This is a genomic window from Microbispora cellulosiformans, from assembly GCF_008728085.1.
GTDB classification, from domain to species: Bacteria; Actinomycetota; Actinomycetes; order Streptosporangiales; family Streptosporangiaceae; genus Microbispora; species Microbispora amethystogenes.
In genome coordinates, this window is sequence record NZ_VYTZ01000020.1 from 84,238 (window position 1) to 100,755 (window position 16,518).

A 16,518-nucleotide genomic window follows, 5' to 3' on the forward strand; every position below is an offset into this window, starting at 1 on the left:
CTCAGTTCGACCCGGACAACGCCGCGCGCACAAGGTCGCTGACCGTCATTTCGTTGATTTCCTGCATCGTCGGCAGGCTCGGCTCCGCCTGTCCCTCCTCCGGAGTCGTCTCCTCAGGCAGGCCGGGCAGCAGTTCCTCCCGCAGGTAGCCGGACAGCTCCCGCGGGTTCGGATAGTCGAACATCAGCGTCGCCGGCAGCCGCAGCCCGGTGGCCGCCGACAGCCGGTTGCGCAGCTCGATCGCGGCCAGCGAGTCCAGGCCCAGCTCGGTGAAGCCCCGGCCGATGTCGATCGCGTCCGGGTCGGCGTGCCGCACGGCCGCCACCTCCGCCCGCACCAGGTCGAGCAGGATCCGCTCCCGGTCGGCCGGTCCGGCGTCCGCCAGCCGTTCGGCGAGGGTCCGCTCCGCCGGCCGGGCGGCCTCGGGCCGCGCCGCCTTCGCCGGGACGAAACCGGCCAGCATGGGCGGGACGGACGGCGCGGCGGCGAGCGCGGCCCGGTCGAGCCGGAGCGGCACCAGCACGGCGTCCGGCCGGGTCAGCGCGGCGTCGATCAGCGCCAGCCCGTCCTCGGTGGACAGGGCGGGCATGCCGAGCGCGGCCATCCGGCGCTCCTCCGACTCCCCGTCGACGGCCTCGCCGCCGAGCCCGGTCCGCGTCGACCAGAGCGGGAAGGCCAGCGACGTCGCGGGCCGCCCGGCGGCCGCGCGGTGCGCGGCGAGGGCGTCGAGGAAGCGGTTGGCCGCGGCGTAGTTGCCCTGCCCGGCGCCGATCAGCAGCCCGGCGAACGAGGAGAACAACACGAAGGCGGTCAGATCGGCGTCGGCGGTGAGCTCGTGCAGGTGCCAGGCGCCGTCGACCTTGGGCCGCAGCACCGCCTCGACCTGCTCGGGCGTCAGCGACCCGATCAGCGCGTTGTCCATCACGCCGGCCGCGTGGACCACCGCGCGCAGCGGCCGGTCCGGCGGGATCGCGGCGAGCACGCCGGCCAGCGCGGCCCGGTCGGCGACGTCGCACGCCGCGATCGTCACCTCCGCGCCGAGGCCGGTCAGCTCGCGCTCCAGGCGCCGCGCCTCCTCGGTGTCACGGCCGCGGCGGCTGGTCAGCAGCAGGTGCCGCGCGCCGTGCTCGGTGACGAGGTGCCGGGCGAGGTGCGCGCCGAGACCGCCCGCGCCGCCGGTGACGAGCACGGTGCCGTCCGGGTCCCACGGCGGCGTCTCGCGGTCCGCGGTCGCCGGGGCCAGCCGGGGCACGCGGGCGACGCCCTGCCGCAGCGTGATCTCGGGCTCGCCGGAGCGGATCGCGGGCAGCAGCACGGCCGTCGACGCCGGGGTGCCGTCGGTGTCGACGAGCACGAACCGGCCCGGGTTCTCCTGCTGCGCCGCGCGGACCAGGCCCCAGACCGGCGCGTGGGCCAGCCCTTCGGTCCCGTCCGTGTCGCCTGCGGCGTGCCTGGTGACGATCACCAGCCGGGAGGCGGCGAGGCGCTCGTCGGCCAGCCAGGCGCGCAGCACGTCCAGCACCTCGTGGACGGCCGCCCGCGTCCGTACGGGAACCTCGGCGGGCTCGGCGAGGCACTGGTGGATCACCAGGTCGGGCACCGGCGCTCCGGCGTCGATCGCCGACACCAGCCCGGCGAGGCCGTCGTGCGCGCCGCCGGCGCGCCGAGCGAGGCCGAAGTGGTCGACCCCGGCGAGCACCGGAGCGGCCCCGGCCGTCGCCCCCTCCAGCGGCAGGTCGCGCCATTCGAGCCGCAGGACCGACCCGCCCCGCGGGTCGCCGCCGGCCGTCCCGGTCACCTCCCGGGCGGCGAGCCGCCGCACCGTGGCGACCGTACGGCCCCTGTCGTCGGCCAGTGTCATCGTGGACAGCTCGTCGCCGCGCAGGCGGCGGATGTGCACCCGCAGCGCGGCGGCGCCACCCGTGTGCAGGGTCGTGCCGGTCCAGGCGAACGGGATGACGGTGCGGCCCTCGCGCAGGCCCTGCTCGTCGAGCAGGTCGGCGTGGAAGGTGGCGTCGAGCAGCGCCGGGTGCAGGCCGAACCTCCGCGCGTCGGCCGCCGCCCCCTCGGGCAGGGCGACCTCGGCGTAGACGTCGTCGCCGTCGCGCCAGGCCGCGCGCAGCCCCTGGAACGCCGGGCCGTACTCGTATCCGCGGGCGGCCAGCAGGTCGTAGCCGCCGGTGATCGCCGTCTCGGTGGCGCCGGGCGGCGGCCACTGGGTGAGATCGGCGGCGGGCTCGGCGAGGACGGGATCGTCCTGCGCGGCGAGCGTGCCGGTGGCGTGCCGCGTCCATCCGCCGCCGTCCTCGGACCGGGTGTGGATGTGGATCACCCGGGCCCCGGCGGAGTCCGGCGGTTCCACGGTGACCTGCAGCGCCAGTGCGCCCCGGCCGGGCACGACGAGCGGCGCCTCCATGACCAGCTCGGTGACGGTCCGGCAGCCCACCTCCTGACCGGCGCGCAGGGCGAGCTCGACCAGGCCGCTGCCGGGCAGCAGGATCCGGCCCCGCACCCGGTGGTCGGCGAGCCACGGCTGGGTGCTCGTGGCCAGCCGCCCGGTCAGCACCACCCGGTCGTCGGGCGTGGCCACGACGGCCGACAGCAGCGGGTGCGCGGCGGCCTGCTGGCCGAGGCCGGTCGCGTCGGCGGCGACCTGCGGCGCGTCGAGCCAGAACCGGCTGTTCTCGAAGGGATAGGTCGGCAGGTCCACCTGCTTCGCGCCGGTCCCGGCGAAGAACGCCCGCCAGTCGACGGGGACGCCGCCGGTGTGCAGCCGGGCGAGCGCGGTCAGGACGGCGGCCGGCTCGGGCCGGTCCCGCCGGCCGGTGGCCGTGAACAGCGCGGTGTCCAGGGCGCCGTCCGGGGCGCTCCGCTGGGCCAGGGCGGTGAGCACGCCGTCCGGGCCGAGCTCGGCGAAGCGGGTGACGCCCGCCGCCGCCAGGGCCGAGACGGCCGCGGCGAAGCGGACCGGCCGCCGGACCTGGTCGACCCAGTAGTCCGCGGTGCACAGCTCCGCGCCGGCGACCTCGCCGGTGACCGTCGAGACGACCGGGATCGACGGGGCCGTGTAGGTGAGCGACCCGGCGACCGCGCGCAGGCCGTCCAGCATCGGCTCCATGAGCGGCGAGTGGAAGGCGTGCGAGACCCGCAGCCGGGTGGTCTTCCGTCCCTTCGCCGAGAACTCGGCCGCGACGGCGAGCACCTCGGCCTCGTCGCCGGACAGCACGACCGAGTCGGGGGCGTTGACCGCCGCGATGCCGGCCCGGCCGGTGAGCAGTGATGTCACCTCGTCCTCGGTGGCCGCGACCGCGACCATCGCCCCGCCGGGCGGCAGCGCCTGCATCAGCGCGCCGCGGGCGGCCACCAGCGCGGCGGCGTCCGGAAGGGACAGCACACCGGCGACGTGGGCCGCGGCCAGCTCGCCGATCGAGTGCCCGGCGAGGTAGTCGGGCCGCACCCCCCACGATTCGAACAGCCGGTAGAGCGCCACCTCCAGCGCGAACAGGCCGCTCTGGGCGTACACCGTCTGGTTCACCAGGTCGGCGTCCTCGCCCCACAGCACCTCGCGCAGCGGCCGGTCATGGCGGTGATCGGGATGCCGGTCCAGGTGGCGGTCCAGCGCTTCGAGCACGGCGTCGAACGCCTCGGCGAAGACCGGGAACGCCTCATACAGCTCGCGGCCCATGCCGGGGCGCTGACTGCCCTGTCCGGTGAACAGGAACGCGGTCTGCCCGCCCGTGCCGGTCACTCCGGTGACGAGGTCGGCCACACCGGGGTCGGCGCTGTCCCCGGCGGCCAGCGCGGCGAGGCCGCGCTCAGCCGCGGCGCGTCCGTCGGCGAGCACCACCGCGCGGTGGGCGTGCGCGGCCCGGCCGGTGGCCAGCGAGTAGCCGACGTCGCGAAGGTCCGGCTCCGGCTGGAGCTCCAGATGGGTCAGAAGCTGGCCCGCCTGGGCGCGCAGTGCCCGCGGGGTCCGGCCGGAGACCACCAGCGGCACGATCGGCGGGCCGGCCGGCGTCTCCTCGGCCGTGGTCTCCTCGGCCGGCGCCTGCTCCAGGATGAGGTGCGCGTTGGTGCCGCTGAGCCCGAACGACGACACCGCCGCCCGGCGCGGCCTGCCCTCCTCGGGCCAGGCCACCGGCTCGGTCAGCAGCCGCACCTGGCCGGAGTCCCAGTCCACCTGCGGCGACGGCTGGTCCACGTGCAGGGTGCGCGGCGCCGTCCCCGCCCGCATCGCCATCACCATCTTGATCACACCGGCCACCCCGGCCGCCGCCTGGGTGTGCCCGATGTTCGACTTCACCGACCCCAGCCACAGCGGCCGCTCCCGGCCCTGCCCGTACGTCGCGATGATCGCCTGCGCCTCGATCGGGTCACCCAGCGTCGTCCCCGTGCCGTGACCCTCCACCACATCCACGTCAGCCGGGGAAAGCCCCGCCGCCGCCAGCGCCTGCCCGATCACCCGCTGCTGCGACGGACCGTTCGGCGCCGTCAACCCGTTCGACGCACCGTCCTGGTTCACCGCCGAACCACGGATCACCCCCAGCACCCGATGCCCACGCCGCCGCGCGTCCGACAACCGCTCCAGCACCAGCAGGCCGGCGCCCTCGCCCCACGCGGTGCCGTCGGCCCCGCCGGCGTACGACTTGCACCGGCCGTCGGCCGCCAGCCCGCGCTGGCGGCTGAAGTCGACGAACACCTCCGGCGTCGGCATGACCGTGACACCGCCGGCCAGCGCCAGGTCGATCTCGCCGCGCTGCAGCGCCTGGTGGGCCATGTGCACCGCCACCAGCGACGACGAGCACGCGGTGTCCACGGTGATGGCCGGGCCCTCCAGCCCGAAGGCGTACGCGACCCGCCCGGAGGCGACGCTGGCGGCGCTGCCGTTGCCCAGGTAGCCGGCCAGCTCCTCGGGGACCTCGCGCAGCCTGCTGGCGTACTCGTGGTACATCACCCCGGCGTAGACGCCGGTGCGGCTGCCGCGCGCGGACCTCGGGTCGATGCCGGCCCGTTCGAACGCCTCCCAGGCCGTCTGCAGCAGCAGCCGCTGCTGCGGGTCCATCGCCAGCGCCTCGCGCGGCATGATGCCGAAGAACTCGGGGTCGAACTCGGCGGCGTCGTAGAGGAACCCGCCCCGGCGGGTGTAGGTCTTGCCGGGCACGCCCGGTTCCGGGTCGTAGACGCCGTCGTCCCAGCCGCGGTCGGCGGGGAACTCGCCGATCGCGTCGACGCCGTCGGCGACGAGCCGCCACAGGTCCTCGGGCGACCGTACGCCGCCGGGGTAGCGGCAGGCCATGCCGACGATCGCGATCGGCTCGTCCGCGACCGGCTCCGCGGCGCGGGTGGCCGGGACGTCCGCTCTGGCCGCGCCATCGGCCACGCGGTCACCCATCAGGGCGGCCAGGCGGTCGGCGAGGTGCACGGCGACCGCGCGGGCGGTCGGGTGGTCGAAGACCAGCGTCGCGGGCAGCGTCAGGCCGCTCGACGCGCCCAGCCGGTTGCGGAACTCCATCGCGGCCAGCGAGTCGAAGCCGAGGTCGGTGAACGGCCGGTCCGGGTCGATCTCGCCGGACCCGGCGTGGCCGAGCACCGCCGCCACGTCCGTGCGTACGAGGTCGAGCAGGATCCGGTCGCGGTCGGCGGCCGGTCGGCCGGCCAGCCGGTCGGCGAGCGCGTTGCCGGCCACCGGAGCCGCGGCCACCTGTGCTTTCGCGCGGGCGGCGAAGGCGCGGAGCGGCGCGGGCAGTTCGTCGGTGCGGGCGCGCAGGGCGGCCCGGTCCAGCCTGATCGGCAGTTGCACCGGGTCCGCGCCGAGCAGCGCGACGTCCAGCAGCGCGAGGCTCTCCTCGGCCGACAGCGGCGTGATGCCCTGCCGTTCGATGCGGGCGACGTCGCTCTCGCTGAGCCCCTCCGCCATCCCGGCGCCGGTCCACAGGTGCCACGGCAACGAGAGGGCGGGCAGTCCGTGGGCGTGCCGGTGGGCGGCCAGGCCGTCGAGGAAGGCGTTGGCCGCGGCGTAGTTGCCCTGGCCCGCGCCGGCCAGCGTGCTCGCGGTGCTGGAGAACAGCACGAAGGCGCTGAGGTCGCGGTCGCGGGTCAGCTCGTGCAGGTGCCAGGCCGCGTCGGCCTTGGGCGCGAAGACGGTGTCCAGCCGGCTCGGGGTCAGCGACTCGATCAGCCCGTCGTCCAGCACCCCGGCCGCGTGCACCACCGCCGTCAGATCCGGCACCCCGTCCAGCAGGCGCGCCACCGCCTCCCGATCGGCCACATCACAGGCCACGACCCGCACGTGAGCACCAAGCTCGGTCAGCTCCGCCGCCAGCAGATCGGCCCCGGGCGTGTCCGGGCCACGACGCCCGGCCAGCACCAGCGACCGCACCCCATGCGCCGTCACCAGATGCCGCGCCACCCGCGCCCCGACCCCACCAACACCCCCGGTCACCACCACGGATCCGCCACCAAAGCCCACAAGCGCGGATCCGGGGATCGCCGACGCGGAGCCGAGGTCGACAGATTCGGACCCGGAAGCCACCGGCCCCGAGTCGTGGGTCGCCGACGCGGAGTTGCGGGTCGCCGGCTGGGATTCGGGGGTCACCGTGGTCAGGCGCGGGACCCGCACCTGACCCGCCCGGATCAGCAGCTCGGGCTCACCCGTGGCCACCGCGGCGGCCAGCGCCGCCTCCGACTCGGCGGTCCCGTCGATGTCGGCCAGCACGAACCGGCCCGGCCACTCCGCCATCGCCGACCGCACCAGCCCCCACACCGGCGCCACCGACACATCCACGTCCTCACCCGGCAGCCCCACCGCACCCCGCGTGACCACCACCAACGGACCACCCGGCTCGGGGACCGCGATCCACTCCTGCACCCGCTCCAACACCCCGGCCACCACCGACCGCATCCCCGACAGCACCCCAGACAGGGCCTCCGAGGTGGCGGGGACGTCGAAGCGGGTGAACTCCGGGTTGGCGGCGGCCGACTGAGCCGGAGCACTGGCCGAAACCGCGACCGATCCCGCGACCGGGCCGGCGATCGAGGCGGGGACCCAGTCGATCCGGTAGACCCGCTCCCCCACCGCCCGCGCCGACATCGCCCGGCACACATACGACTCCACCGACGCCACCGGCGCACCAGACGCGTCGGCGATCTCCAACGCCACCGCATCCCCCGACGCACCACCAGCGTCCACCACCGGGGTGATCCGCACCCGCACCAGCGACGCCCCCGCCGCGAACACACTCACCCCACCGAACGCGAACGGCAACCGCACCGCCCCCGCATCAGCCCCCGCACCCCCGCTCGTCGCGTCGGCGCTCACATCCGTCGCCTGCAACACCGCGTCCAGCAACGCCGGATGCACCGCAAACCCGCCCGCCTGAACCCCCTCAGGCAACACGACCTCCGCGAACACCTCCCCCGAACCCCGCCACACCCTCCGCAACCCCCGGAACGCCGGCCCGTACCCATACCCCCGACCGGCCAACTCCGGATACCACGACGACACATCCACCACCTCGGCCCCCCGAGGCGGCCACTCCGCCAGATCGAACCCCGCCACCCCCACAACAGGACCCACCACACCCGACGCGTGCCGCACCCACACCCCGTCACCATCACCATCCGGACGGGAGAAGATCTGCACCGAGCGGGTCAGGCCGTCACCGGCGGCGCCGAGGACCACCCGCAGGGCGACCCCGCCCTCGGCGGGCAGCACGAGCGGCGCTTCGAGGACGAGCTCGTCGAGGCTGGGGCAGCCCGCCCAGTCGCCCGCCTGGGTCGCCAGTTCGATGAACCCGGTGCCGGGGAACAGGACCCGGCCCGAGATCACGTGGTCGGCCAGCCACGGATGCGTCCGCGGGGAGACCCGGCCGGTCAGCACCACCTCGCCGGACTCCGGCGACTCCACGGCGGCCGACAGGATCGGGTGCGTGATGTGGTCCAGCCCGGCCGCGCCGACGTCGCCCGCGCCGTACGTGTATCCGTCGAGCCAGAACCGCCTGCGCTGGAAGGCGTACGTCGGCAGGTCGAGCCCGGCCGGGGCGTCGCCGCCGAAGTACGCGGCCCAGTCGACCGCCACTCCGTGCCCGTACGCGCGGCCGAGACCGGCGACGAGCTCGCGCGCCTCGTCGCGGCCCTTGCGGGCGAGCGCGACGAACGCGGCCGCGTCCTCCGCGACGCAGGCCTGACCCATCGCGGCGAGCACCGCGTCCGGGCCGAGCTCGACGAAGGCGGTGACGTTCCGGGCGGCGAGGTCGCCGACGGCATCGGCGAACCGGACCGGCTCCCGCACGTGCCGCACCCAGTGCTCCGGCGAGCACAGCTCCTCCGCGGTGGCGAGCGTGCCCGTGAGCGTGGACACCACGGGGATGGCCGGAGGCGCGAACGACAGTTCCTCCGCGACGCCGCGGAAGCCGGCGAGCATCGGCTCCATCAGCGCCGAGTGGAAGGCGTGGCTCACCCGCAGGGGGGTCGTCCGGTGGCCGTCGGCCGCGAGGGCGGCGGCGACCCGCGACACGGCCGCCTCGTCACCGGAGATCACCACGGACTCCGGCCCGTTGACCGCCGCGATGTCGACGCCGTCGCCGAGCAGCGGGCGCACCCGCTCCTCGGCCGCGCGTACGGCGACCATCGCCCCTCCGGCCGGCAGCGCCTGCATCATGCTGCCCCGCGCGGCGACCAGGCGGGCCGCGTCGGCCAGGGACAGCACCCCGGCCACGTGGGCGGCGGCCAGCTCGCCGATCGAGTGCCCGGCGACGTAGTCGGGCCGCACCCCCCACGACTCCAGCAGCCGGTAGAGGGAGACCTCCAGGGCGAACAGCCCGGCCTGGGCGTAACCGGTCTGGTTCACCAGGTCGGCGTCCTCGCCCCAGAGCACCTCGCGCAGCGGCCGGTCCAGGTGGCGGTCCAGCTCGGCGAGCACGGTGTCGAACGCCTCGGCGAAGACCGGGAAGGCGTCGTACAGCTCGCGGCCCATGCCGAGGCGCTGGCTGCCCTGCCCGGTGAACAGGTACGCCACCCTGCCCTCGCGGGCCGCTCCGGCGGGCGCCGAGCCGTCCGCCAGCGCGGCGAGGCCGGCCGCGAGCTCGGCTCTGTCCGTGCCGGTCACGACGGCCCGGCATTCGAGCGCGGCGCGCGTGGTGGCGAGGGCGCGGCCGAGCTCGCCGATCTCCGCGTCCGGCAGCGTCTCCAGGTACGGCAGCAGCCGCCCGGCCTGGGCGCGCAGCGCCTGCGGGGTGCGGCCCGACACGACCAGCGGCACCGTCGCGGGCGCGGGCAGCGGTTCCCGCGCGGGTTCGGCCGGAGCCGACTCGACGATCACGTGGGCGTTGGTGCCGCTGATCCCGAACGACGACACCGCCGCCCGGCGCGGCCTGCCCTCCTCGGGCCAGGCCACCGGCTCGGTCAGCAGCCGCACCTGACCGGCGTCCCAGTCCACCTGGGGTGAGGGCTCCGCGGCGTGCAGCGACCTGGGCAGCTCGCCGTGGCGCATCGCCATCACCATCTTGATCACACCGGCCACCCCGGCCGCCGCCTGGGTGTGCCCGATGTTCGACTTCACCGACCCCAGCCACAGCGGCCGCTCCCGGCCCTGCCCGTACGTCGCGATGATCGCCTGCGCCTCGATCGGGTCACCCAGGGTGGTGCCGGTGCCATGACCCTCCACCACGTCCACGTCAGCCGGGGAAAGCCCGGCCGCCGCCAGCGCCTGCCCGATCACCCGCTGCTGCGACGGACCGTTCGGCGCCGTCAGACCATTGGACGCACCGTCCTGGTTCACCGCCGAACCACGGATCACCCCCAGCACCCGATGCCCACGCCGCCGCGCGTCCGACAACCGCTCCAGCACCAGCAGGCCGATGCCCTCGCTCCAGCCGACGCCGTCCGCGCCGGCGCCGAACGACTTGCACCGGCCGTCGGCCGCCAGCCCGCGCTGGCGGCTCATGTCCACGAAGGTGTCGGGGGTGGACATGACGGTGACGCCGCCCGCGAGGGCCAGGTCGCACTCTCCCCCGCGCAGCCCGGCGGCGGCCAGGTGGATGGTGACCAGCGACGACGAGCACGCGGTGTCCACGGTCATCGCCGGGCCCTCCAGCCCGAAGACGTACGCGACCCGCCCGGACGCGACACCGGCCAGGCTGCCGTTGCCGTGGTAGGCGGCGATCTCCTCGGGCAGCGGGCCGAGCCGCAGGCCCCAGTCGTGGTACATGACCCCCGCGTAGACGCCGGTACGGCTGCCGCGCACGGACCTCGGGTCGATGCCGGCCCGCTCGAACGCCTCCCAGGAGACCTCCAGCAGCAAGCGCTGCTGCGGGTCCATGGCCTGCGCCTCACGCGGGCTGATGCCGAAGAAGTCGGCGTCGAAGTCCGCCGCGTCGTACAGGAACCCGCCCTCGCGGGTGTAGCTGGTGGCGGGACGGCTCAGCTCCGGGTCGTACACGTCGTGCGGCCAGCCACGGTCGGCGGGGAATTCGCCGATCGCGTCGACGCCGTCGGCGACCAGCCGCCACAGGTCCTCGGGCGACCGTACGCCGCCGGGGTAGCGGCAGGCCATGCCGACGATCGCGATGTCCTCGGTGGGGGCGATGGCAACGGTAGTCTCCTGGCGGGCCCGCACCGGCTTCGCGTCGATCGTCTCGGCCAGGTGGGTGGCGAGCGCGAGGGGCGTGGGGTAGTCGAAGACCAGGGTCGCGCTCAGCTTCAGGCCGCTGATCGCGTTGATCCGGTTGCGCAGCTCCACCGCCGCGAGCGAGTCGAAGCCGAGTTCGTTGAACGCGCGCGAAGGCGCGACGGCGGCGCCGCTCTCGTGCCCGAGTACGGCGGCGGCCTCGGCGCGGACCACCTCGACCAGGGCGTCGACGCGCGCGGCGCCGGACAGCCCGGCCAGCCGCTCGGCGAGGCCGCCGGCACCGCCGGCGGGGGCGTTGCGGGCGCCGGCGCGCTTCGTCGCCGGACGCACCAGGCCACGCAGCAGCGTCGGGATCCCGTCGGCGCGTTCGCGGACCGCCCGGTGGTCCACCCGGACCGGGACGACCGCGGGCACACCGCTGCGTAGCCCGGCGTCCAGTAGCGCGAGGTTCTCCTCGGACGACAGCGGTACCAGCCCGGACCGCGCGATGCGCGCCAGCGCGGCCTCGTCCAGCCCGGCGCCCATCCCGGCTCCGTTCCACAGGCCCCAGGCCAGCGACGTCGCGGGCAGTCCGTGGGCGTGCCGGTGGGCGGCCAGGGCGTCGAGGAAGGCGTTGGCGGCGGCGTAGTTGCCCTGACCGGGCGCGTCGAACAGGGTCGCGGTGCTGGAGAACAGGACGAAGGCGGTCAGGTTCCGGTCGCGGGTCAGCTCGTGCAGGTGCCAGGCCGCGTCGGCCTTGGGTGCGAAGACGGTGTCCAGCCGGTCCGGGGTCAGCGACTCGATCAGCCCGTCGTCCAGCACCCCGGCCGCGTGCACCACCGCCGTCAGATCCGGCACCTCCTCCAGCAGCCGCACCACCTCATTCCGGTCGGCCACGTCGCAGGCCACGACCCGCACGTGAGCACCAAGCTCGGTCAGCTCCGCCGCCAGCAGATCGGCCCCGGGCGTGTCCGGGCCACGACGCCCGGCCAGCACCAGCGACCGCACCCCATGCGCCGTCACCAGATGCCGCGCCACCCGCGCCCCGACCCCACCAACACCCCCGGTCACCACCACGGATCCGGCACCAAAGCCCACCGACGCGGAGGCAGAAGCCACCCGGGCGGAGCCGGAAGCCTCCGGCCTGGAGTCGGGGCTTGCCTGCTTGGAGCCGGGGGTCGCCGGCTGGGATTCGGGGGTCACCGTGGTCAGGCGCGGGACCCGCACCTGACCCGCCCGGATCAGCAACTCGGGCTCACCCGTGGCCACCGCGGCGGCCAGCGCCGCCTCCGACTCGGCGGTCCCGTCGATGTCGGCCAGCACGAACCGGCCCGGCCACTCCGCCATCGCCGACCGCACCAGCCCCCACACCGGCGCCACCGACACATCCACGTCCTCACCCGGCAGCCCCACCGCACCCCGCGTGACCACCACCAACGGACCCTCAGGCTCGGGAACCGCGATCCACTCCTGCACCCGCTCCAACACCCCGGCCACCACCGACCGCATCCCCGACAGCACCCCAGACAGGGCCTCCGAGGTGGCGGGGACGTCGAAGCGGGTGAACTCCGGGTTGGCGGCGGCCGACTGAGCCGGAGCACTGGCCGAAACCGCGACCGATCCCGCGACCGGGCCGGCGATCGGGGCGGGGACCCAGTCGATCCGGTAGACCCGCTCCCCCACCGCCCGCGCCGACATCGCCCGGCACACATACGACTCCACCGACGCCACCGGCGCACCAGACGCGTCGGCGATCTCCAACGCCACCGCATCCCCCGCGACATCGGCCACCGGGGTGATCCGCACCCGCACCAGCGACGCCCCCGCCGCGAACACACTCACCCCACCGAACGCGAACGGCAACCGCACCGCCCCCGCATCAGCCCCCGCACCCCCGCTCGTCGCGTCGGCGCTCACATCCGTCGCCTGCAACACCGCGTCCAGCAACGCCGGATGCACCGCAAACCCGCCCGCCTGCACCCCCTCAGGCAACACGACCTCCGCGAACACCTCCCCCGAACCCCGCCACACCTTCCGCAACCCCCGGAACGCCGGCCCGTACCCATACCCCCGACCGGCCAACTCCGGATACCACGACGACACATCCACCACCTCGGCCCCCCGAGGCGGCCACTCCGCCAGATCGAACCCCGCCACCCCCACGACAGGACCCACCACACCCGACGCGTGCCGCACCCACACCCCGTCACCATCACCATCCGGACGGGAGAAGACGTCGACTACCCGCCTACCGGCGTCGTCCGGTTCGGCCACCACGACCTGGACCGACACTCCGCCGCGCTCGGGCACGACCAGAGGGGCGTGCAGGGTCAGGTCCTCGACCTGCGGGCAGCCGGCCTGGTCTCCGGCGTACACGGCCAGTTCGAGGAGGGCGGTGCCCGGGAGCAGCACGCGGCCCGAGATCACGTGGTCGGCCAGCCAAGGATGCGTCCGCAGGGACAGGCGGCCGGTCAGCACCACGCGGTCCTCTCCGGCGGCGCGCAGCACGGCGCCGAGGAGCGGGTGGTCCGCGGGCGCCTGGCCGAGTCCCAGCGCGTCGTTCGGCTCCTGCGGGGACATCCAGAAACGCCTGCCCTGGAAGGCGTACGTCGGCAGGTCGACGCGGCGGACGTCCGGGCCGTACGCCGAGCCCTCCAGAGCGGTGCCGCGCGTGTGGGCGACGGCGACCGCGGTAAGCAGCTGGCGCACCTCGCCGCGGTCCCGCCGCAGCACGGGCACGAAGGCGAGGTCGCCGGAGGCGTCGGCGAGGCAGTCCTGGGCCATCGCGCTGAGCACGCCGTCCGGCCCGATCTCCACGAACGTGTCCACGCCTCTGGCGTGCAGCGCGGCCACGCCGTCGCGGAACCGCACGGCGTCGCGGACGTGCCGCACCCAGTAGTCCGGCGAGCACAGCTCCTCGGCGGTGGCGAGCTCGCCGGTCACCGTGGACACGACCGGCAGGCTCGGCGGCGAGTAGGTCAGGATCCCGGCCACCCGCGCGAACTCGGCGAGCATCGGCTCCATCAGCGGCGAGTGGAAGGCGTGGCTCACCCGCAGCCGCCTGGTCTTGCGGCCGTCGGCCTCGAACCGGGCCGCGATGGCCAGCACCTCCGCCTCGTCGCCCGAGACCACGACCGACCGGGGGCCGTTGACCGCCGCGATGCCGGCGCGGCCGGTGAGCAGCGGCGTGACCTCGTCCTCGGCCGCCTGGATCGCGACCATCGCGCCGTCGGCCGGGAGCGCCTGCATCAGGCGGCCGCGCGCGGCGACCAGCGTGGCCGCGTCCTCAAGGGACAGCACCCCGGCCACGTGCGCGGCGGCCAGTTCGCCGATCGAGTGCCCGGCGACGTAGTCCGGCCGCACCCCCCACGACTCCAGCAGCCGGTAGGCGGCGACCTGCACCGCGAACAACCCCGGCTGCGCGTACGCCGTCTGGTGGAGGAGGTCGGCCTCGGGGGTGCCGGGCTCGGCGAAGATCACGTCCAGGAGCGGGCGGTCGAGCTGGAGGTCCAGATATCCGGCGGCGTCGTCCAGGGCGGCGGCGAAGACGGGATACGTCCCGCACAGTTCGCGGCCCATGTCCAGGCGCTGGCTGCCCTGTCCGGTGAACAGGTACGCCAGCGCGCCGCCGGTGACGCTTCCCCTGACGACGTCAGGACCGGTCTCGCCCTGGGACAGGGCGCGCAGCCCGCGCAGGCACTCGTCCCGGCCGGCGGCCAGGACGACCGCCCGGTCCGGGAACGCCGTACGGGTGGTCACCAGGGAGTATCCGGCGTCGGCGGGCGTCACGGTGTCGTCGGCCGCCAGCATGTCGTGCAGCCGGGCGGCCTGGGCCCGCAGCGCGTCGTCTCCCCGGGCCGACACCGGAACCAGGCACGGAGCCGTCGTCTGGTCCGGCGCCGACGTCAGGTCCGGCGCAGCCGCTTCGGACGCCGTCGCCGCGTCCGCGGACGACGCGGAAGGCGCGGAGGCGTCGTCGACTGGTCGCGTCCCGGCGCCGGAGGCGTCCTCCGGCGGTGTCGTGGCGGCGTCCGACGGCGGCTCTTCGATGATCACGTGGGCGTTGGTGCCGCTGACGCCGAACGCCGAGACGCCCGCCCGTCGCGGCCGTCCGTTCTCCTGCCAGGGCACGGGCTCGGTGAGCAGCGACACCCGGCCCGCCGACCAGTTCACGGCCGACGACGGCTGGTCGACGTGCAGGGTCTTCGGCAGCACCCCGTGCCGCATGGCCAGCACCATCTTGATCAGGCCGACGACGCCGGCCGCCGCCTGCGTGTGGCCGATGTTCGACTTCACCGATCCCAGCCACAGCGGGTCGTCCGGCTCGCGGCCCTGGCCGTACGTCTCGATGATCGCCTGCGCCTCGATGGGGTCGCCGAGCGTGGTGCCGGTGCCGTGCGCCTCGACGACGTCCACGTCGGACGCCGCGAGCCCCGCGTCGGCGAGCGCCTGCCGGATCACCATCCGCTGGGCGCGGCCGCTCGGCGCGGTCAGGCCGTTGGACGCGCCGTCCTGGTTGATCGCCGACCCGCGCAGGACCGCGTGCACGGTGTGGCCGTTGCGGCGCGCGTCCGACAGCCGCTCCAGGACCAGCACCGCCGCGCCCTCGGAGAAGCCGGTGCCGTCGGCGGCCTCGGCGAACGGCTTGCAGATCCCGTCCGGCGCGAGACCGCGCAGCCTGCTGAACGCCGTGAACACCCCGGGGCTGCTCAGCACGGCCACGCCGCCCACCAGCGCGAGACCGCACTCGCCGTTGCGCAGGGCCTGCGCCGCGACGTGCACCGCGACGAGCGAGCCCGAGCAGGCGGTGTCGATCGCGAGCGCCGGTCCGAGCAGCCCGAGCGTGTACGCCACCCGGCCGGCCACCACGCTGGTCGCGTTGCCGGTGATGAGATAGCCGTCGAGCCCGTCGGGCGCGTCGGCGATGCGGGGGCCGTACTCCTGGGGCTCGACCCCGATGTAGACGCCGGACCGGCTGCCCGCGAGCGAGGCCGGGTCGATGCCGGCGCGCTCGATCGCCTCCCACGCGGTCTCCAGCACGAGCCGCTGCTGCGGGTCCATGGTCTGCGCCTCGCGCGGGCTGATGCCGAAGAAGTCGGCGTCGAAGAGCGTCGCCTCCGGCAGGAAGCCGCCACGCCGCAGGTAGGTGGTGCCGGGCTGGTCCGGGTCGGGGTCGAACAACCGCTCCAGGTCCCAGCCGCGGTCGTCGGGGAAGTCGGTGAGGACGTGCCGGCCGTCGTCGACCAGGCGCCACAGCCCCTCGGGCGAGTCGACCCCGCCGGGCAGGCGGCAGCCGATGCCGACGATTGCGATCGGCTCGTCGAGAGCCCGCCGCTCCCCCGCGACCGCCCCTGTGCTCTCCGGGCCGACCTCGGGGCCGGTGTCACCGAGCAGTTCCGTACGCAGGAAGGCGGCCAGAGACGCCGGTGTCGGGTGGTCGAAGGCGGCGCTCACCCCCAGCGCGAGCCCGGTCACGGCGTTGAGCAGGCTCTGCAGCTCGACCAGGGCGATCGAGTCGAGACCGAGGTCGCGGAACGCCCGGCGGGCCGAGACCTCGGCCGGGTCGTCCGGCCGGAACCTGCGCAGCACCGAGGCCGTCTGCGTGCACACCAGATCGAGCAGCACACGGTTTTGCTCGGCGAGCGGCAGACCGGTCAGGCGGGCGGCCAGCGCCGCCCCTCCGTCCGGTATGCGCGCTGCCCACGACCCGTCGAACCCAGACTCAGACATGGCGTACCTCTGCCGAAATATAGGTGCCTGAAAAGGCAGACACATCTCACCCACGATCTACGCAAACCCTAAGACAGGGAATCACCCGCCCAATAACCCCTATCGCCCCCTGACTTCGCCCGCGGCGGAGCCGCCCTCCGTTGCCGGAAGTCGCGGTGGAGTGTTATCAAAAAATAGTGATC

At 75.1% G+C, this 16,518-nt stretch carries 1 protein-coding gene; it reads right to left on the minus strand.

The window, feature by feature from the left end; all coding sequences use genetic code 11:
* Position 1 precedes the first annotated feature (1 nt).
* Positions 2-16,336 carry a type I polyketide synthase gene (locus F5972_RS39095; protein WP_150939830.1) on the minus strand — a complete coding sequence of 5,445 codons (16,335 nt, stop codon included), beginning with the start codon at positions 16,334-16,336 and terminating at the stop codon, positions 2-4.
* Between the last annotated feature and the right edge of the window lie 182 nt (positions 16,337-16,518).